At 62.9% G+C, this 17,510-nt stretch carries 17 protein-coding genes; 14 read left to right on the forward strand and 3 right to left on the reverse strand.

The features are described 5' to 3' along the window. Positions 1-13 precede the first annotated feature (13 nt). Genes V3H56_RS17480 through V3H56_RS17510 form a run of 7 tightly spaced genes read left to right on the forward strand, consistent with a single transcriptional unit; the run spans position 14 to position 8,172 of the window. On the forward strand, positions 14-1,573 hold the full coding sequence (locus V3H56_RS17480) for a thioredoxin family protein (RefSeq protein WP_338473675.1): 1,560 nt from the start codon (positions 14-16) through the stop codon (positions 1,571-1,573). A gap of 49 nt (positions 1,574-1,622) precedes the next feature. Next, positions 1,623-2,543, forward strand: a complete 921-nt coding sequence (locus tag V3H56_RS17485) for a cupin domain-containing protein (protein ID WP_185057701.1) — start codon at positions 1,623-1,625, stop codon at positions 2,541-2,543. Positions 2,544-2,569: 26 nt separating this feature from the next. After that, positions 2,570-3,529 (forward strand): EamA family transporter, encoded by a 960-nt coding sequence (locus tag V3H56_RS17490; protein WP_144419469.1) that lies wholly within the window; start codon positions 2,570-2,572, stop codon positions 3,527-3,529. Next, entirely contained in the window at positions 3,526-4,803 is a 1,278-nt protein-coding gene (locus V3H56_RS17495; protein WP_338473676.1) for an ATP-grasp domain-containing protein, read from the forward strand. The genes V3H56_RS17490 and V3H56_RS17495 overlap by 4 nt, the downstream gene beginning before the upstream one ends. A gap of 26 nt (positions 4,804-4,829) precedes the next feature. Beyond that, positions 4,830-5,465, forward strand: a complete 636-nt coding sequence (yfcF, locus tag V3H56_RS17500; RefSeq protein WP_234407926.1) for a glutathione transferase — start codon at positions 4,830-4,832, stop codon at positions 5,463-5,465. A 48-nt stretch (positions 5,466-5,513) separates the two neighbouring features. Further along, positions 5,514-6,884 carry a cysteine--tRNA ligase gene (gene cysS / locus V3H56_RS17505; protein ID WP_338473677.1) on the forward strand — a complete coding sequence of 457 codons (1,371 nt, stop codon included), beginning with the start codon at positions 5,514-5,516 and terminating at the stop codon, positions 6,882-6,884. 31 nt (positions 6,885-6,915) lie between these two features. Further along, the gene (locus tag V3H56_RS17510; RefSeq protein ID WP_338473678.1) at positions 6,916-8,172 is read left to right on the forward strand and encodes a cysteine desulfurase-like protein; all 1,257 of its coding nucleotides are present in this window, start codon (positions 6,916-6,918) and stop codon (positions 8,170-8,172) included. A 30-nt stretch (positions 8,173-8,202) separates the two neighbouring features. Here V3H56_RS17510 and V3H56_RS17515 read toward each other — a convergent pair whose 3' ends face one another. Continuing rightward, positions 8,203-8,637 (reverse strand): rhodanese-like domain-containing protein, encoded by a 435-nt coding sequence (locus V3H56_RS17515; protein ID WP_042729692.1) that lies wholly within the window; start codon positions 8,635-8,637, stop codon positions 8,203-8,205. A gap of 100 nt (positions 8,638-8,737) precedes the next feature. On the opposite strand from V3H56_RS17515, the gene ftrA reads away from it, so the two are divergent. After that, positions 8,738-9,697 carry a transcriptional regulator FtrA gene (ftrA, locus tag V3H56_RS17520; RefSeq protein WP_042729691.1) on the forward strand — a complete coding sequence of 320 codons (960 nt, stop codon included), beginning with the start codon at positions 8,738-8,740 and terminating at the stop codon, positions 9,695-9,697. Between the two features lie 44 nt (positions 9,698-9,741). Here the strand turns inward: ftrA and cobF are convergent, their stop codons facing one another. Together cobF and V3H56_RS17530 are read right to left on the reverse strand one after the other, a co-directional pair. Next, positions 9,742-10,497 carry a precorrin-6A synthase (deacetylating) gene (cobF, locus tag V3H56_RS17525; protein WP_338473679.1) on the reverse strand — a complete coding sequence of 252 codons (756 nt, stop codon included), beginning with the start codon at positions 10,495-10,497 and terminating at the stop codon, positions 9,742-9,744. Beyond that, positions 10,494-11,069 carry a histidine phosphatase family protein gene (locus V3H56_RS17530; RefSeq protein ID WP_338473680.1) on the reverse strand — a complete coding sequence of 192 codons (576 nt, stop codon included), beginning with the start codon at positions 11,067-11,069 and terminating at the stop codon, positions 10,494-10,496. Before V3H56_RS17530 ends, cobF begins: the two co-directional genes overlap by 4 nt. Positions 11,070-11,369: 300 nt before the next feature. On the opposite strand from V3H56_RS17530, the gene V3H56_RS17535 reads away from it, so the two are divergent. From V3H56_RS17535 to V3H56_RS17560, 6 genes are all read left to right on the forward strand, one after another. Continuing rightward, positions 11,370-12,224 carry a MurR/RpiR family transcriptional regulator gene (locus V3H56_RS17535; RefSeq protein ID WP_042729688.1) on the forward strand — a complete coding sequence of 285 codons (855 nt, stop codon included), beginning with the start codon at positions 11,370-11,372 and terminating at the stop codon, positions 12,222-12,224. Positions 12,225-12,226: 2 nt separating this feature from the next. Further along, positions 12,227-12,871 carry an isochorismatase family cysteine hydrolase gene (locus V3H56_RS17540; RefSeq protein WP_047739168.1) on the forward strand — a complete coding sequence of 215 codons (645 nt, stop codon included), beginning with the start codon at positions 12,227-12,229 and terminating at the stop codon, positions 12,869-12,871. Next, the gene (locus tag V3H56_RS17545; RefSeq protein ID WP_338473681.1) at positions 12,868-14,220 is read left to right on the forward strand and encodes a glutamine synthetase family protein; all 1,353 of its coding nucleotides are present in this window, start codon (positions 12,868-12,870) and stop codon (positions 14,218-14,220) included. Before V3H56_RS17540 ends, V3H56_RS17545 begins: the two co-directional genes overlap by 4 nt. Next, positions 14,204-14,956: an N-formylglutamate amidohydrolase gene (locus V3H56_RS17550; RefSeq protein ID WP_338473682.1), complete on the forward strand. Its 753-nt coding sequence runs from the start codon at positions 14,204-14,206 to the stop codon at positions 14,954-14,956. The genes V3H56_RS17545 and V3H56_RS17550 overlap by 17 nt, the downstream gene beginning before the upstream one ends. Before the next feature lie 50 nt (positions 14,957-15,006). Further along, positions 15,007-16,356, forward strand: coding sequence for an APC family permease (locus V3H56_RS17555; RefSeq protein ID WP_047739171.1), 1,350 nt, complete (start codon positions 15,007-15,009; stop codon positions 16,354-16,356). A 110-nt stretch (positions 16,357-16,466) separates the two neighbouring features. Next, a complete protein-coding gene (locus V3H56_RS17560) occupies positions 16,467-17,480 on the forward strand; it encodes an arginine N-succinyltransferase (RefSeq protein WP_042729057.1) in 1,014 nt (337 codons plus the stop codon). Positions 17,481-17,510 lie beyond the last annotated feature (30 nt).

Here is a 17,510-nt window from a genome sequence, read left to right on the forward strand (position 1 = left end):
TGGAAGCATAGAAATGAGCGAAACCAACAAGATTGACTGGATCCACCACACGTCTTACGTCCACGCCATCGAGCAGTCCAAATCGACTGGCAAGCCGATCCTGATTTATTTCCATAGCCAATCCTGCGGTGGTTGTAACCGCTTGGTGGACAATGTTTTCAACGACACCCAGCTTATCGGCGCGGTCAATGACTCAACGATTCCGGTATGGGTTGAAGTGGAAAACTCCAAACCCGATCCACGCATTTCCGAGTTGGTGGGAAGCCACATCTTCATCATGTCGCCGGTTCTGCAACTGATTTCCAGCGACGGGGACATCTACCATAAATTCCTCGGTGCTCCGCTCCATACGCGACTCGACCTCGGGTACTGCCGCGTGCATCACGATGTCGAAGGTGACATCGACGCCAGCGAAACCGCTTCTCAACTGTCGGTCGGCCTGGCCAAGCAGGCCATGGCCAGCTTCAACTACTCCATCGCCGAATCGAAGTTGCGAAAAGCGCTGAACGCCAGCAATACGGCCAGCGTGGCGGTGCGCGAAGCGGCTTATTGGCTGCCTATCGTGCAGGCCCGCGGACAGTATCCTGAAGACAGCGTGTCTGAAGACGGTATCGCGCAGACCGCCATTGCCCGCGAAGTCCGGCGCTTCTGCAATACGCTGATCCAGGTGCCGGACCATGAGTTGATGGTCGACTGGCCGGGCGTCCAGGGCGAAGGTGGCTGGGCCCATTACACCGACTGCCTGCGTGAGTTGTGCCTGGGCATCTACCAGATGCTGCTGGATGTCGCGACCGATGCGGCGCAGAAACGCGCGGCACAAGGCCGCAGCCTGACTCGTGCGCAAATGATCATCCGCGATTGGCAGGTGTCCTTCCGGGACCTGCAGGCCAGCCTCATTGGCCTGAAGGGTCCAGAGTACGATCAGCAGCACCTGCATCAGAACTACACCCTCGGCAAGCAGCGGACGATCCGCAACAACATCGTCCACTGCGTGATGGCCGAGTTCTGGGCTCACTCCCCTGCGATCCGTTCCACCCTGGAAGCCAGCCGGACGGGCATCCGCCACTCTGAAAACGTCAGCCCGGCGCTGGTCAACTGGAAGATCCATGGCCCGGCGCCCTATAACTTCGGCAGTATCCAGTCGTTGCTGACCCTCTGGGAAAAACGCCACCAGCAATTGGTGGAAGAGTTCTCGGGGATCACCGACGCCGAACTCGACGCCTCGCTGAACTGGTGGGAAGACTCGCCTGTCTCGGTGAAATTCCGTCTTTGCCGCTTGGGCTGGCACTTCCACGATCATGCCGCGGTTGTCGAAACCATCTGCCAGCGCATCGGCCATGAGCGCTCGGAAACCGAACTGCTCGCCAAGCTCCTGTTCAACGCACTGGGCCGCGCCGAGGGTGAAATGGTCGGCCTGTCGCGAGACGAGCAACAAGCGCTTTTCGCCAGCGCCACCCATCAGCTGAAAACCCGCAGCGATGAGCTGGCCCGCGTCTACGAGGGCTACCTGAACAAGCGCGCCGACGCCGCCTACGCCACCACGCAGGCTCAGCCAGTGGCCGCGGCCGTGTAATGAAAAAATGCGGCGCGCCCTGCGCGCCGCTTCGAGGATAGAAAGCGTGATGAATATTCTGCAGCAGATGTTTGGCGACCAGACCGAGGTGTTCCTCGACACATGCTGGCCCAAGCGCTCATACGTCGCCGACGGTGCCATGAGCCGCTTTACACAATTGTCGGCCCTGGAAGAATTCCAGGACATCCGCGCGTTGTTCAAGGCCCTGCCAGGGCCCGTCGACCTGCTCTTTCCAGGTGGCAAGCGTATTACCGTGGCCAGGTCCGCCGATGCCCTGGCGCCGTACAACGATGGCGCCGCGATGGTTTACATAAAGGATCTGGAAGCGCTGCCCGCGATCTCCCTCGCCTGCGATGAACTGGCCAAGACACTCGACATCCCGCGGCACTATGTGAGCTGCGAGGCGTTCGCGGCCAACCATGGCGTGGAAGTGGCGACGCACTTCGATCATGAAACCAACTTCATGATCCAGATCAAAGGCGAAAAGACCTGGAGGTTTGCCGAAAACACTTCGCTGCCGGACCCCATCTACCCGTTTTTCCCGAATAACCCGAACCGCTTCTACCAGCAAGGCACGCATCCCTACACCGGCGCACAACTGCCGCGGACAATGCCCGAGGGCCACGAGGAGCGGCTGGTCAGGCCCGGGACCACGACCTTCATGCCCCGGGGCTATTGGCATGCCACGGTCGCCCATGAAGAGTCCTTTTCCATCGGCTTCGTGATCAACCCGCCAACGGTGGCCGACATCATTACCTATGCCCTGCTGGAGCATTTACACGGGAATGAACGCCTCAGGGCCCACCCGCTCGACACGCTGTCGGAGCCTGCACTCGCGCGCATCCTGGGCGACATTCAGAGCGGCCTGGACGAGGTCGGGAAGTTGTCCAGGACATTGCCGGCACAAACCCTGCTGCAACGCTACAAGCAATCGAGAAAAGGGAACATTCGCACACTCACTGCCCTATGACCGCGTTCTTGATTGGAATCCGTACCATGCGCACTGCACACGCTCTGTTTGTAGGGATCACGGCGTTGATGCTCGTCAACGTGATCGATGGGCTCAAGGAAGTGTATTTCGGGATCCTGCTGCAAAGGCTCGACAGTGTCATCGCGACATTCGTGTTGTTCGCCGTCGCCTGGCCGGTGTTCTTTTTCGGCTACATGGCCCGGAAACGCTCGACGCCTGCCCTGCTTGCCAGCCCTGCAAAAAAGGCTTCCGTGCGCCGGTGCCTGGTGATGTTGAACATCAGTTCCGCCGCGCTCTGGATATCCTTTCTGCTGGCATTGAAATGGGTGGAGCCGGCCATCGTCAGTGCGCTGGTGGGCGGGGTCGGGATCATTTCGACGCTGGTGCTGAACAAGCTGTTGCGTCCCACGGCGATCATGATCCCGGCCGACTATATCGCCGCGCTTGTCATCGCACTGGCCAGTGTCTACCTGGGGTGGGTCTCGATGGACGGACGCACCGCCGTCAAGGATGAGGTCGACAGCGACCAGGTGCTGCTGGGCTACCTGATGATGCTGGTGTGCGGTGTCGCCATGGCCTTGACCAGCATTCTCTCGAAGGTCGTCGCGGATCATGGGGCGTCGAGCCACTATCTCTATGCCCATCGGTTCTACCTGTTGCTGGCGGTGACCGGCGTCTACACCTGTTTGAACCTGAGCAAGGTCGGCGCCGTCATCGATCATCTCGATGCCTTGGTCCTGTTGGCCTTCGTCGGCGTGATCCTGCCGTTGCTCTTGCTGCAAGAAGGCATAAAGCGCTGCGAGCCCGTGACCACGGAAGCCATCCTCGCGGCCGCCCCGTTGTTCACCATCATTTTTCAAACCGTTGATTCGAGACTGGCCTTTTCAGCGTTCAGTTTCGCCGGCGTGGTCCTCATCTGCCTGGCCGCGACCTACAACGGCTATTCCCACCTGAGTCGCCTTTCAGTCGAAGGAGTTAGAACATGAAATACGCGGTTATCGTCGATGCCTACTCGACCGGGGCAAGCCTGGCGGACGAACTCAAGTTGTATGGCATAACCTGCATCCATGTGCAGACATCCGCCGAAATACTCGAATATGACGTGGACAGTTACAGGCCGGGGGATTTCCAGCAGCGATTCGTCGCGACGCAGGACCTCAAGGCGCTGACGGATGCCTTGGCCGAATTCGACCCGATGTTCATCATTCCCGGATGCGAGTCCGGCGTGGAGCTGGCCGACCAGCTCAGCGAACTGATGGGCACGCCTGGCAATGGCACGGCGCTGTCAGCCTGCCGCCGGGACAAATGGCACATGGCCAAGCGGCTGCATCAGATGGGCATCCCGGCGGCCCGGGTCGCCTTGATCCATCAGATGAGTGAGGTCGAGACGGCGATCGAGACGATCGACGGCTGGCCGGTGGTCATCAAGCCGGTCAACAGCGCCGGGGCGGACGGTATCCATTTCTGCTACGAGATCGCGCAGGTGCGTCACGCGGTGGACAAGGAGCTGGGGCGCCTCAACGAAATGGGGCTCATCAACGACACGCTGCTGGCGATGGAGTACCTGGCTGGCCAACAGTACCTGGTGCAGGCGGTGTCCCGAGACGGTGAACATTTTGTCTTCGAGATCTGGCGCGACACTCGCAAGCCCGTGCCAGGCGCCGGGGTGGTCAACGACCGTGAAGTGCTGATCGACCTGCTCTCGGAGGAAGCGGCCCCCATCATCGCCTACGTTCACCAATGCCTGGATGCATTCGGCGTCGACATCGGCCCTTCGTTCCTGGAGGTGATGGTGACGAACAACGGTCCGATGCTGATCGAGTGGGCAGCCCGGATGATGGGAACCCAGGAGCTCAGCGCGATGACGCGCGTGCGCGGCGTCAACGCCGTCAATCTCTGCGCGGCCTGCTATGCCGATCCCGAGGTGTTCCATTCGATGCTGGAGAAAGTCAACCGGTCGAACGCGACGTGCGAAGTCATCGGGATGATCAACAGCGTTTCCGGCCAGGTGATCCATCGTCGTTGGCTTGACGAACTGAGCGCCAGGCCAAGTTTCTTCAAGATGATCAGGGCCCCGGAAATTGGCGCCAGCGTTGCGCCTACCATCGGGATCTCGACCAACTACGGCTTCATCTATCTGGTTCACGAAGACCCTGCGGTCACCTACGCCGACTACCTGTGGATCCGGCAAAAAGAGGCCGAGGACACCGGTTTCTTCGACGTGCAACTCAGCCAGGCAGCGGTCGCACAAGCCTGCTGACCTTGATCGGGATGGAGCAAGACTCAATGAAGCTATACGTGGATCATCAATGCACGTCGCCCTTTGCCATGTGCGCGTTCGTAGCGCTCAAGGAGTGCCGGTTCGATTTCGACCTGCACTACCTCGACCTTTCCCAAGGCGATCACCAGCGGCCGCCATTCACCGGGATCTCGCTCACCCACCGCGTGCCGACGCTGGTGGATGGGGCGTTTTCGCTGGCTGAATCGTCCGCCATCGCCGAGTACCTGAACGACATTGCGCCGCAGGCCCGGCTGTTTCCGGTTGACGTTCAAGCCCGAGCCCAAGCCCGGCAAGTCCAGGCCTGGCTGAGAAGCGACTTCTTCAACCTGCGCGGCAACCGGCCCACCGAGACCATCTTCATCGCACCGTCAAAGGAACCGCTGGGGCCATTGGCGGTGGCCGATGCCCGGCGACTGGTCGAGACCTTGTCCCATAGCCTGCGGGACGGCAAGGCGTTTCTTTTCAACGAGTGGTGCATCGCCGACGTCGACGCCGCCGGCATGTTGAACAGGCTCATCTACAACGGCGATCCGGTTCCCCAGACGTTGAAGGATTATGCGCTGCGGGCCTGGGATCGCGAGAGTGTCCATCATTGGCTGGATCTCGACCGACAGGGCAATACGACTTCCTCCGGGCGCTGAACCGGATGGCCAGGGGCGTCGATGCCCCCTCAACGCAAGAGTTGGAAAATGGAACTATTCAATACCCTGGGAAGGACCGTCGTCCCCTTCACGCCGATCGTTGAAAACCAGGTAGGCCTGTATGCCTGCGGCCCCACGGTCTACCACTATGCGCACATCGGGAACATGCGCACGTACATCTTCGAAGATGTGCTGGCCAAGACCCTGCGTCATCGCGGCTGGACGGTCAAGCACGTCATGAACATCACCGATGTCGGGCACCTGCAATCCGACGCCGACGCCGGCGACGACAAATTGATGGTGGGTGCCGCTCGCGAGAACAAGACCCCTTGGCAGATTGCTCAATTCTACGAGGACGCCTTTTTTCGCCACTGCGGCCTGTTGAATATCACCCGCCCGGACGTGGTGTGCCGGGCGACGCAGCATATCCCCGAAATCATCGCGCTGATCGAACGCCTGCTGGAAAAAGGCGTGGCCTATGCAAGCGCCGGGAATGTCTATTTCAGCGTGGAAAAATTCCCGGCCTATCACGAACTCGGGCAACTGGTGCTGGACGAGCAACGCGCCACCGAACGCGTCAGTCACGACCCGTTGAAGCGCTCGCAAGCGGACTTCGCCTTATGGTTTTCGACCTCGAAGTTTCCGGGCCAGATCATGAAGTGGGAATCTCCCTGGGGCCTGGGATTTCCCGGCTGGCACATCGAGTGCTCGGCCATGGCCAGCAAGTACCTGGGTGACAGGATCGATATCCATTGCGGCGGTATCGATCATATCAACGTCCACCATTCCAACGAGATCGCACAATCGGAATGCTGCTTCGGTCACCGCTGGGTCAACTACTGGTTCCACTGCGAGTTCCTCAATGTGGAGACAGAGAAAATGTCCAAGTCCAGCGGGGAATTCCTCACGGTGGACTCGCTGGTGGACAAAGGCTACGACCCCTGCGCGTTCCGCTTGCTGGTGCTGGGCTCGCATTATCGCAGCGCCCTGGCTTTTTCATGGGAAGCACTGGATGACGTCGCCACGGCCTTGCAGAAAGCTCGGCGACGGATCAGCAGCGCCCTGGAAAACAGCGGCCCTGTCGGCGAGGCTTTTTCGGCCAGGCATGCCGCGTCCTATCGAAGGTTCTTCGCTGCGCTGGAAAAGGACCTGCACACCCCCAGCGCCATGGCCGAGTTCTGGTGGGTGATCAAGTCCAGTGAGCTGACTGAATCGGAACGCATCGACCTGCTGCGCAGTTTCAACGCGGTGCTGGACATCGGTTTGTTCGACGCCCAGGCCACCCGCCTGACATCGGAACAAAGCCAATTGATCGCCGCGCGTAACGTGGCCCGTAACGAAAGGAACTGGGCGGAATCGGATCGGATCAGGGACTTGCTGCTGGCCCAGGGCATCAGCCTCAGCGACTTGAAAGCCTGAACAGCCTCAGTCGCCATCACGAAGGATCGACATGTTGGATATCGAGCGTATCAGGCAACAGTTTCCGGTGTTCTCCCTGGCCTCGGCGCGTGACAGCGTGTTTCTCGACAGCGCCGCCGGCACCCAGATGTGCAAGCGTGCCCTTGCGGCCAGCGTCGAGGCCGCGATTGAACACAACGCCAACCTGGGCGGCCATTTCTCGACATCGGTCATGGCACAAGACGCCATCGACCAAGCTCGGTGCGCAGCCGCCGCACTGGTCAATGCCCACTGTGCCGAGGAAATCGTGTTCGGCCAGAACATGACGACGCTGACGTTCCATCTCTCACGTTGCCTGGGGCGAAGCCTTGGCAAAGGTGATGAGATTGTCCTGACCCAGTCCGACCATGAAGCCAATATTTCGCCCTGGCTCGAATTAGCCAAAGACCTGGAACTGAACGTTCGCTGGCTGCCGTTCGATCCCCTTGCCTACGGTTTCAGCATTGCCGACATGGACTCGATCATCACGGATCGGACCAAGGTCGTCGCGTTGAGCTATGCGAACAACGTCACCGGCACGATCAATGATGTCGCCGCGGTGGCCGCCCTGGCCAGGCGCAAAGGCGCGGTGGTCTATGTCGATGCGGTTCAGTTCGCGCCCCATGGGGTGATCGACGTGCAGGCCCTGCAGTGTGACTTCCTGGTGTGTTCATCGCACAAGCTCCACGGCCCCCATCACGCGATCCTCTGGGGCCGCCTGGCCTTGCTCGAAAGGCTCATGCCCTACAAACCCCGGCCCACGACCGATAAACCACCCTATAAATTCGAAACCGGGAGCAAGAGCCGCGAGGCCATCGCCGGAATCCTCGGTGCCATCGAACACCTGGCCTGGATCGGCCGCGAGTTTGGCACGGGCGGCGAGCAGACGGGCAAGCGGCAGCAGATTGTCGCTGGGATGCACGCCATCATCGAATACGAGCAACGGCTGGTGCAGTCAGCCCTGGAGGGGTTGGGCAGCTTCAAAGGCGTTCATATCCATGGCTACCACGCAGCCCAGGCACGGGAACGCCGGGTGCCGACCGTGGCCTTTACCCTGGCGTCGACACCCAGCGAGATGATTTCCCGGTACATGGCCGAACAAGGCATTCGTCTCTGGCATGGTCATCACTTCAGCCCGCAGACCGTTCGGGCCCTGGGTGTTGACGAGCATGACGGCGTGGCCAGGATCAGCCTCGCGCATTACACCTCTCAAGACGACGTTCAACGCTTCCTGTCGGCCATGGATGACCTCGTTCGAATGCGGCGCTGAGCAAACGCCCGGCCAGCCGGGGGGCCCGTATCAGCAATCGCAGCGCACGGCCTGGTCCGCCACTCGCTCCACCAGGCCGGTCAGGCGAAACCCTTCATCGAGCCAGCCCATGACGCCGCCGATCATTTCCTTGACCGGGTAACCCAAGGTCGCCAGGCGAACCGCCGCCTTGTTCGCACCGTTGCAATGCGGGCCGGCGCAATACACCACGAACAGCGTGGCCTTGGGGTACGCCGCCAGGGCCTGGGCGGTGAGCGTGCGGGTCGGCAGGTTGATCGCCCCGGGCACATGCCCGCGCTCGTAGGCCGACGGTCCGCGGACGTCCACCAGGACAAAGTCGAGCTCGCCGGCCTGCTGGCTGGCGTGGACGTCGGAACAATCGGTTTCGAACGACAGGCGCCGGCGGAAATGCTCCAGGGCGATATCGGACGGGGCGGCAGGCACTTCGCGAACCAGGCTAGTCATCGTGTGTACTCCAAGGTGATGAGGGCATGGACAGACTTTATCCGCCCCTGGGTTACCGCTACAGTGGCGCATACGACACTCTCTGGGAATTTTCCGACAAATGCAGCCTACCTCCGGCCTGGTCGCGATCCTTGCCTACGACGGCTTGTGCACCTTCGAATTCGGCGTCGCCGTCGAGATTTTCGGGCTGGAACGTCCCGAGTTCGAGTTTCCCTGGTACGTGCACCGGATCGTCGCGGTGGATGACGGCCCGATGCGTGCCATGGGCGGCTTCCAGATCCTCGCCGATGGCGGCATGGAACTGCTCGACACGGCCCGGACCATTGTCGTGCCCGGTTGGCGCAGCCGCAGCGAGCCGCCGTCCGAAGCCTTGCTGGAGGCGCTGCGCCGGGCCCACGCCCGTGGCGCGCGGCTGTTGTCGATCTGTTCGGGGGCGTTCGTCCTGGCGGCGGCCGGCCTGCTCGATGGGCTCGGCGCCACCACTCACTGGCGCTACACCGACGAACTGGCCGAGCGCTTCCCCGCCATCCGGGTGGACCCGGACGTGTTGTACGTGGACTCCGGCCAGGTCATCACCTCGGCCGGCAGCGCCGCCGGCATCGATGCCTGCCTGCACCTGGTGGCGCGGGACTATGGCGTCCAGGTCGCCAACACGGTGGCACGGCGCTTGGTGATGTCACCGCAAAGGACCGGCGGACAGGCGCAGTTCATTCCTTCGCCGGTCAGTCGCACGCCTCGCAGCGACCTGTCGAGCGTCATGCAATGGGCCCGCGAGCGCCTGCACGAACCCCTCGGCGTGCGCGAACTGGCCAGCCAGGCGGCCATGAGCGAACGCACCTTCCTGCGCCATTTCACCCAGGCTTGCGGCGTGTCGCCCAAGGCCTGGCTGCAACACGAACGCCTGGCCCGCGCCCGCGAGCTGCTGGAAAGCACCGAAGACAACACCGACAACATCGCCCAGTTGTGTGGCTACCGTTCGGTGGAAAGCTTTCGCGTGGCGTTTCGCAGCGTGGTCGGGTTGGCGCCTTCGGTGTATCGGGAGCGGTTTGGGCGGGGGTGAATGCAGTGGATTAGCAATAGCGCCCGCACAAACAATGGACAGCTTCAGGGCTTGCGCAACAAGTAAGTATCCATGATCCAGCCATGCGCCTTGCGCGCGGCCTTGCGGGTGCGTTCGATGTCGTCGGCCACGTCCCCCAGCCGCCCCTGGATCAGGATTTCATCCGGCGTCCCGACATAAGCGCCCCAGTAGACCTGCGTATCCGGATCGCTCACTTGGCGATACGCGTCCTCGGCATCGAGCATCACCACCACGCTGGCGGCGTCGCTCACCTGCCCCGCCGCCAGGCGCCGCCCGGTGGTGATCTCCAGCGCGCCGCCAATGCTGTTCAGCGGCACGCGATGGCGAGCCGCAAGGGCCTGGACACTGCTGATGCCGGGGATCACGTCAAACTCGAAGGCACAACGGCCCGCGTCGAGGATCGACTGCAGGATGCGCACGGTGCTGTCGTACAGCGAAGGGTCGCCCCACACCAGGAAGCCACCGCACTGCCCGTCGGACAACTCATCATTGATCAGCCGTTCGAAGGTGGCCTGTTTCGCGCGGTTGAGGTCTTCAACGCTGGTCGGATAGTCCACCTCGCCACGCTGGCGCTCGGGACTGTCGGCGGTGACGAAACGGTATGGGTGATCGACGATGTAGCGCCGGCAGATCTCATGACGCAAATCCAGCAATGTGCCCTTGGCCGGGCCCTTGTCCATGAGAAAGAACACGTCCACTCGGTTCAGGGCTTTGACGGCCTGCATGGTCAGGTGATCCGGATCGCCGGCACCGATGCCGATGACCAATAGCTGCTTCATGCTGACGTCTCCTGGCCAGGGCCCTGGGTGCGCCATCGCCAGACGCCATTGAAGCGCAACTCGACGGCGGACAGTGGTTCGATGTCGATCCGGTTGAAGGCGGCGCTACAGCCCAGGACATGGACCAGCGCCGCGCGAATCACAAAGGGATGAGTGACGGCCAGCACGTGCCCTGGCCGGGTTTCCAGGTTCGCCAGCCAGTCGCCGACCCGGCGGCACAAAGCGGCGACGGACTCACCGCCGTGGGGTGCCGCCTCAGGGTCGTCGAGCCAGGCTTGCACTGCGCGCGGCTCGTCCTTGAACAGCTCGTCGATGGACCGCCCGCGCCAGTTGCCCAAGTCGCAATCGGCCAGGGCCTCGGTCACCTCAGGCTCGAGGCCGAACACCGCGGCGGTCTGGCGCGCGCGCAACTCCGGTGCGCACAGCAGGTGCCGAACGTGGCGGTAGTCATCGCCGACGCTGCGACGCTGTGCCAGCCAATCGGCGTCCAGCGGCTCATCCAGGCCGAAACGCGCGTGTTTCTGGGCGACGGTCCGGGCATGGCAAATCAGGGTCAGGCGAGTGGCTTGCACGCAGGAACTCCCACACATTCAAAAGCGGTTCATCGCCGGCATATTCAGGCTTTTACTTGTACAGCACCTTATACGAAATCAAATAACCGAGACAAAATGGCGTTATTTCTTACACAACAAAAAGCATTGGCTGACATACCGAGTCACTTCGACCAAAGCCATGTCCTACGGCGCTTTCGGACCCTACCCGGTCATTTTAAACGGGACGTAAAAAGCGCTGGACATGTAGCACCAGCTACATAAATACTATTTTCAGGAGTTATGAAAGAAATCCAACACCCATCCCGGCAAGGAGCACGGATGCCGCCTCTCAGAGACCTGATCACCGATCCCGGCCTGGTGTTGACGCCGTCGGAACGCAAGGTCGTACGCGCCCTGCTCGACCACTACCCACGCAATGGCCTGGGGCCGATGTCGCGCCTGGCGGACCACGCTGGTGTCAGCGACCCGACCATCGTGCGGCTGGTGAAAAAGCTCGGCTTTGGTGGCTATGCCGAATTCCAGGAGGCGTTGCTCAGTGACATGGATCACCGCCTGCGCTCCCCGCGCACGCTGTTGCAACCGCGGGCCAAATCCCAGCAGGGCGATACCTGGAGCCACTACCTGGCGGTCAGTCAACGCAACCTCAGCGACACGCAGGCCCTGACCCAACCCGAAGACGTGCGCATCCTGGTGCAATGGCTGCTCGACAGCCGCCATCAGGTGCATTGCTTCGGCGGGCGCTTCAGCAGTTTCCTCGCCCACTACCTGCTCAACCACCTGCGCCTGCTGCGCGCCGGCTGTTTTGCCCTGGAGGACAACGCCCAACTGCCTGATCGCTTGTTCGACGTCCAGCGCCAGGACCTGGTGCTGATCTTCGATTACCGGCGCTACCAGGCCCAGGCCCTGCGAGTGGCGAGCGCGGCCAAGGAACGGCATGCCCGGGTCGTGCTGTTCAGCGACGTCTACGCTTCGCCCTTGCGCGAGCTGGCCGACCTGATCATCAGCGCCCCGGTCGAGTCAGTCTCGGCGTTCGACAGCCTGGTCCCGGCGCTGGCCCAGGTCGAGGCCCTGGTCGCCTGCCTGACGCTGCAATGCCCCGACCTGGCCGAACGCCTGGACGGCATCGACGCCTTGCGCTCGGCATTCAACACGCACCTGTTGGAGGAAAAATAAGGATGTTCTCGCTCCCCCACCGTTCGCCCCGGGACCTGCCGTTCACCCGCGACCACACGGCCTTGCTGCTGGTGGACATGCAACGCGCCTGGCTGGAAGTGCAGTTCGATGCCCACCTCGCCAGCCCCGAGGCCGAGTACTTCATCCGCCGCGCCCGCCAACAGGTGATCCCCAACCAGCAACGCTTGCTCGCCGCGATGCGGGCGGCGCGGCACAACGTGCTGCATACCCACATCGAAAGCCTCACCGCCGATGGCCGCGACCGCTCCCTGGATCACAAGCTGTCGGACATGCACCTGCCCAAGGGCAGCCCCGAGGCGCAGATCATCGCCGAGCTTGCCCCGCAGGAAAACGAGATCGTGCTGCCGAAGACGTCCTCCGGGGTCTTCAATTCCACCAACATCGACTACGTGCTGCGTAACCTGGAAACCCGCCACCTGATCGTCGCCGGCATCGTCACTGACCAATGCGTCGACATGGCGGTCCGCGACGCCGCCGACCGCGGTTACCTGGTCACACTGGTGGAAGATGCCTGCGCCACGTACACCGAACAGCGCCACCTGGCCTGCCTGAACGCGATCAAGGGTTATTGCTGGATCACCGACACCGCCACCGTGCTCGCTCGCTTGCAGGAGATGCAGCCATGAGCCGCCCCGATACGGCGCCACGCCTGTTACCGCTGCCCCTGACGACACTGGTGAGCACCGACCTGATCGGCGTGACCCGCGGGCGTTCGCTGCCCAGCGACGAACTGGCCCACTACGTCAGCGCCGGGTGTGGCTGGGTGCCGGCCAACAGCGCGTTGACGCCCCAGGACATCATCGCGTCAAGCAACCCTTGGGGCGCCCATGGCGACCTGCGGCTGATACCGGACCTGTCCAGCCGGGTGACCGTCGACAACGGCCCCGACAGCGCCGCGCCGGCCCTGGACTTCATCCACTGCGACGTGCGCGAGACCGACGGCCGGCCCTGGGGCGCCTGCCCGCGCACGCTGCTGCAGGACGAAGTGGAGCGTTACCGCACCGGACTGGGGCTGCAGGTTTTCGCCGCGTTCGAACATGAGTTCAACCTGAGCGCCACGCCCGCCCTGCCTGATCGCCTGGCCTTCAGCCTCCAGGCCCAGCGCCAGCAGGCCGGGTTCGCCGGCTGGCTGCTCAGTGCGCTGCGGGCCGGCGGTGTCGAACCGGAGATGTTCCTGCCCGAATACGGCAAGCACCAGTACGAGATCACCTGCCGCCCGACCCTCGGGGTGGCCGCTGCCGATCGCGCGGTGAACGTGCGGGAAATCAGCCGGGAGATCGCCCGGCAGATGGGCCTGGACCTGAGTTTCGCGCCCAAGACCGGGGAACACGCCATTTGCAACGGCGTGCACCTGCACCTGAGCCTGCAGGACTTGAGCGGCGACCCGATGCTGCACGACGACGCAAGCGCCAACGGCCTGTCCAGCCTCGGCCAGCACTGGGCCGCTGGCGTGCTGCACTATCTGCCGGCGCTGTGCGCCCTGACCGCACCGACCCCGGTGTCCTACGAACGCCTGCAACCCCATCACTGGAGCGCCTCCTATGCCTGCCTGGGACAGCGCAACCGCGAGGCGGCATTGCGCATCTGCCCCACGGTGAGCCTGGGGGGCAAGTCGGTGGCGAGCCAGTACAACCTGGAGTTCCGCGCCATGGACGCCACCGCCTCACCGCACCTGGCGATGGCCGCCGTGTTGATCGCCGGACGACTGGGCATCGAACAGCACCTGCCGTTGAACGCGGTGACCGATGAAATACCCGATGAGCTGGATGAAGCACAGCGGCGCGAACGTGGCATTATCGCCCTGCCAACGACCCTGGCCCAGGCACTGGATTGCCTGCGTCACAGCGGGGCGCTGCTTCAAGCCCTGCCCCGCCCGCTGGTCGAAACCTATTTCGCCTTGAAGGCCCAGGAGCTGGCCTTGACCGAGGCGCTGTCACCTGCCGAGCGTTGTGAGCACTATGCGCGAATCTATTGAGTGTGCCGAGTCGGGGCTCTACACCGAGCCGGCCTACCGGTTGCTGCGGGAAGAGTCCGAACACCCGCTGGTGCTGGTGTGCGAACACGCCAGCCGCTACATTCCCCCTGCCCTGAGCGACCTGGGCCTGGATGAAACCGCCTCCCACGAACACATCGCCTGGGACATCGGTGCCCTGGCCCTGGCCGAACGCTTGTCCGAGACCCTCGGCGCGACGCTGCTGTCGGCCCGCTATTCGCGCCTGCTGATCGACCTGAACCGCCCATTGCACGTGGCCGACAGCATCCCGCCACAAAGCGAGATCTACCAGGTTCCGGGTAACCAGTCCCTCGACGACGCCACCCGCGCCTACCGCCAGCAATGCCTGTTCCATCCGTTCCACGATTGCTTGCGCGCGCTGATCGACCGCCGCCTGGCCGACAACCGCCCAGTGCGGGTGGTGGGCATTCACAGTTTCACCCCGGTGTTCTACGGCCAACCACGCGCATTGGAAGCGGGCGTGCTGTTCGGTGAAGCCCGGGACTATGCCCAGCGCATCGTCGATGGGCTGACCCGCCACTCCCTGCGGGCGGCCGGTAACCAACCCTACAAGATCAACCCGTTGACCGACATGACGGTTCCGGTGCACGGCGATGGACGCGGCCTGGATTCGGTGTTGATCGAGGTGCGCAACGACTTGCTGCGCAGCCCCGAAGCGGTACGCACCTGGAGTGCATACCTGGCCCCGCTGCTCTAGGCACAGCGGCAAGCCAGCACAACCTACACAGCTGAAAAGGAGAACGGCTCATGAGTATCGAGGCATTTGGCTACAAACAGGAGTTGAAACGCAGCCTGTCACTCACCGACCTGGTGGTGTACGGGATGATCTTCATGATCCCCATCGCGCCGTTCGGCGTGTATGGCTACGTGAACGCCGAGGCGCCGGGGATGGTGCCGCTGGCGTACATCATCGGCATGGTGGCGATGCTGTTCACCGCGTTGAGCTACGGGAGCATGGCCAGGGCCTTTCCGGTAGCCGGCTCGGTCTATTCCTACGCGCAAAGGGGTCTCAACCCACACGTCGGCTTCATCGCCGGCTGGCTGATGTTGCTGGACTACCTGCTGATCCCGCCGCTGCTGTACGTGTACGCGGCGATGGCGCTGAATCATTTGTACCCGCAGATCCCCAAGGTTGGTTTCATCCTCGCGTTCCTGCTCAGCGCGACCTTCGTCAACCTGCGGGGCATTACCTTCACCGCGCGGATGAACATCCTGTTCCTGCTGGCCCAACTGGTGGTGCTGGGGATCTTCCTGTCGTATGCCTGGACAGCCCTGCACGGTGGCGCCGGCAACGGCCAATTGACCCTGGCGCCGCTGTACAGCCCCGAACACTTCAACTTCGCCCTGCTGATGCAGGCCGTGTCCATCGCGGTGTTGTCGTTCCTGGGCTTCGACGCCATTTCCACCCTGGCCGAGGAAATCAAGCACGAGCCGGGCCGCAGCATCGGCAAGGCGGCGCTGGTGACCCTGCTGGTGATGGGGGTGATCTTCGTGGTGCAGACCTGGATCGCCACCGACCTGGCGGCCGGCATGGGCTTCAAGTCCGCCGACACCGCGTTCTATGAAATCGCCGAGCTGGCGGCCGGCAGTTGGCTGGCCACCTTGACCGCTGTCGCCACGGCCCTGGCCTGGGGCGTCGCAGTGGCGATCACCTCGCAGGCGGCGGTATCGCGCCTGCTGTTCGGCATGGCCCGGGACGGCCAGTTGCCCAAAGTGTTGGCCAAGGTTCATCCAAGGCACAACACCCCGTACGTGAGCATCTACCTGGTCGCGCTGCTGTCGCTGCTGATCTGCTACCTGTTCATCGACGCCGTGGACACCCTCACCTCCCTGGTCAATTTCGGCGCCCTGAGTGGCTTCATGTTGCTGCACATCACCGTGATCAACCACTACTGGAGACGCCAGCGCTCGGGCCAGTTCATCCGTCACCTGGTCTGCCCGCTGGTGGGCTTCGCGATCGTCGCGGCCATCATGTACAACATGGGCGTCGGGGCGCAGAAACTCGGCCTGATCTGGATTGCCGCCGGCGTGATCTACCTGTGTGCGTTGAACCGATTCGGCGGACGCACCACCCTGCCCGACCCGACCGGCCAATGAGGGGCGGCGGTCGAAGGGTTCGACCGCCGGTGATGACAATGCGTGGACATCGACAGTGATCGTCAAGCCCGGTGCCAGGCACCGGGCCCTCTGGAACAGGAGTGCAATCCATGCTGGCTTTACGTCCAGTGCAACTTAGCGATCTGCCGCAACTGCAGCAGTTGGCCCGGGACAGCCTGGTGGGCGTCACGTCGCTGCCAGACGACACCGAGCGCCTGCGGGAGAAAATCCTCGCCTCGTGCGCCTCGTTGGAGGCCGATGTGCAGAAGGCCGGCGGGGAGAGTTATTTTTTCGTCCTGCAAGACCTCGATGACGGGCGCCTGGTCGGCTGCTCGGAAGTGCTCGCCAACACCGGTTGCAACGAACCGTTCTACAGTTTGCGCAACCGGCCGTTTTCCAGCGAATCCCGGGAGTTGAACATCCAGCACGGGGTCCCGGCACTGTCGCTGTGCCAGGACCTCAATGGCCAGACGCTGCTGCGCAGCTTTCACATCGATGCCGAGCGCGTGCGTACACCGGCCTCGGAGCTGTTGTCCCGGGCCCGGCTGATGTTCATCGCCGCCCATCCCCAGCGCTTTGCCGAAGGCGTGATCACCGAAATCGTCGGTTTCAGCGAAGACGGCCAGTCGCCGTTCTGGGACGCCATCGGCCAGCACTTCTTCGACCTGCCCTACGTCGAAGCCGAACGCCTGTGTGGTTTGCAAAGCCGCACCTTCCTCGCCGAGCTGATGCCGCAATACCCGATCTACGTGCCGATGCTGCCGCCCGCGGCCCAGGCGTGTATCGGCCGGGTCCATCCCGACGGCCAGGACGCTTTCGACATCCTGGCGCGCGAGGGCTTCGAAACCAACAACTACGTGGACCTCTTCGACGGCGGACCGACACTGCATGCGCGCATCGCGAACATCCGCTCCATCACCCAGAGCCGGCTCGCCATCGCCAGCCATAGCCCGCAGATCGACGCCAGGGGCCGGTACCTGGTGAGCAACGAAGGGCTCGGCAACTACCGCGCCGTCGTCGCCGAACTGGATGTGAACCCGCAAGGCCCGGTGGCCCTGTCGCCGGACCTGCTGGCTGCCCTGGGCGTCGCGCCAGGCGACCCGATCCGGGTGGTGACCCTATGAACCTCCCGCATCGGCACCGGAACCGACACG

It is taken from the genome of Pseudomonas sp. MS646 (assembly GCF_036693845.1).
Lineage (GTDB): Bacteria > Pseudomonadota > Gammaproteobacteria > Pseudomonadales > Pseudomonadaceae > Aquipseudomonas > Aquipseudomonas chlororaphis_E.

Bases quoted from the DNA above. Each gene is read 5' to 3' on its own strand.
- V3H56_RS17480 (WP_338473675.1), top strand. From the start codon at position 14: ATGAGCGAAACCAACAAGATTGACTGGATCCACCACACGTCTTACGTC.
- V3H56_RS17485 (WP_185057701.1), top strand. From the start codon at position 1,623: ATGAATATTCTGCAGCAGATGTTTGGCGACCAGACCGAGGTGTTCCTC.
- V3H56_RS17490 (WP_144419469.1), top strand. From the start codon at position 2,570: ATGCGCACTGCACACGCTCTGTTTGTAGGGATCACGGCGTTGATGCTC.
- V3H56_RS17495 (WP_338473676.1), top strand. From the start codon at position 3,526: ATGAAATACGCGGTTATCGTCGATGCCTACTCGACCGGGGCAAGCCTG.
- yfcF (WP_234407926.1), top strand. From the start codon at position 4,830: ATGAAGCTATACGTGGATCATCAATGCACGTCGCCCTTTGCCATGTGC.
- cysS (WP_338473677.1), top strand. From the start codon at position 5,514: ATGGAACTATTCAATACCCTGGGAAGGACCGTCGTCCCCTTCACGCCG.
- V3H56_RS17510 (WP_338473678.1), top strand. From the start codon at position 6,916: ATGTTGGATATCGAGCGTATCAGGCAACAGTTTCCGGTGTTCTCCCTG.
- V3H56_RS17515 (WP_042729692.1), bottom strand. From the start codon at position 8,637: ATGACTAGCCTGGTTCGCGAAGTGCCTGCCGCCCCGTCCGATATCGCC.
- ftrA (WP_042729691.1), top strand. From the start codon at position 8,738: ATGCAGCCTACCTCCGGCCTGGTCGCGATCCTTGCCTACGACGGCTTG.
- cobF (WP_338473679.1), bottom strand. From the start codon at position 10,497: ATGAAGCAGCTATTGGTCATCGGCATCGGTGCCGGCGATCCGGATCAC.
- V3H56_RS17535 (WP_042729688.1), top strand. From the start codon at position 11,370: ATGCCGCCTCTCAGAGACCTGATCACCGATCCCGGCCTGGTGTTGACG.
- V3H56_RS17540 (WP_047739168.1), top strand. From the start codon at position 12,227: ATGTTCTCGCTCCCCCACCGTTCGCCCCGGGACCTGCCGTTCACCCGC.
- V3H56_RS17545 (WP_338473681.1), top strand. From the start codon at position 12,868: ATGAGCCGCCCCGATACGGCGCCACGCCTGTTACCGCTGCCCCTGACG.
- V3H56_RS17550 (WP_338473682.1), top strand. From the start codon at position 14,204: ATGCGCGAATCTATTGAGTGTGCCGAGTCGGGGCTCTACACCGAGCCG.
- V3H56_RS17555 (WP_047739171.1), top strand. From the start codon at position 15,007: ATGAGTATCGAGGCATTTGGCTACAAACAGGAGTTGAAACGCAGCCTG.
- V3H56_RS17560 (WP_042729057.1), top strand. From the start codon at position 16,467: ATGCTGGCTTTACGTCCAGTGCAACTTAGCGATCTGCCGCAACTGCAG.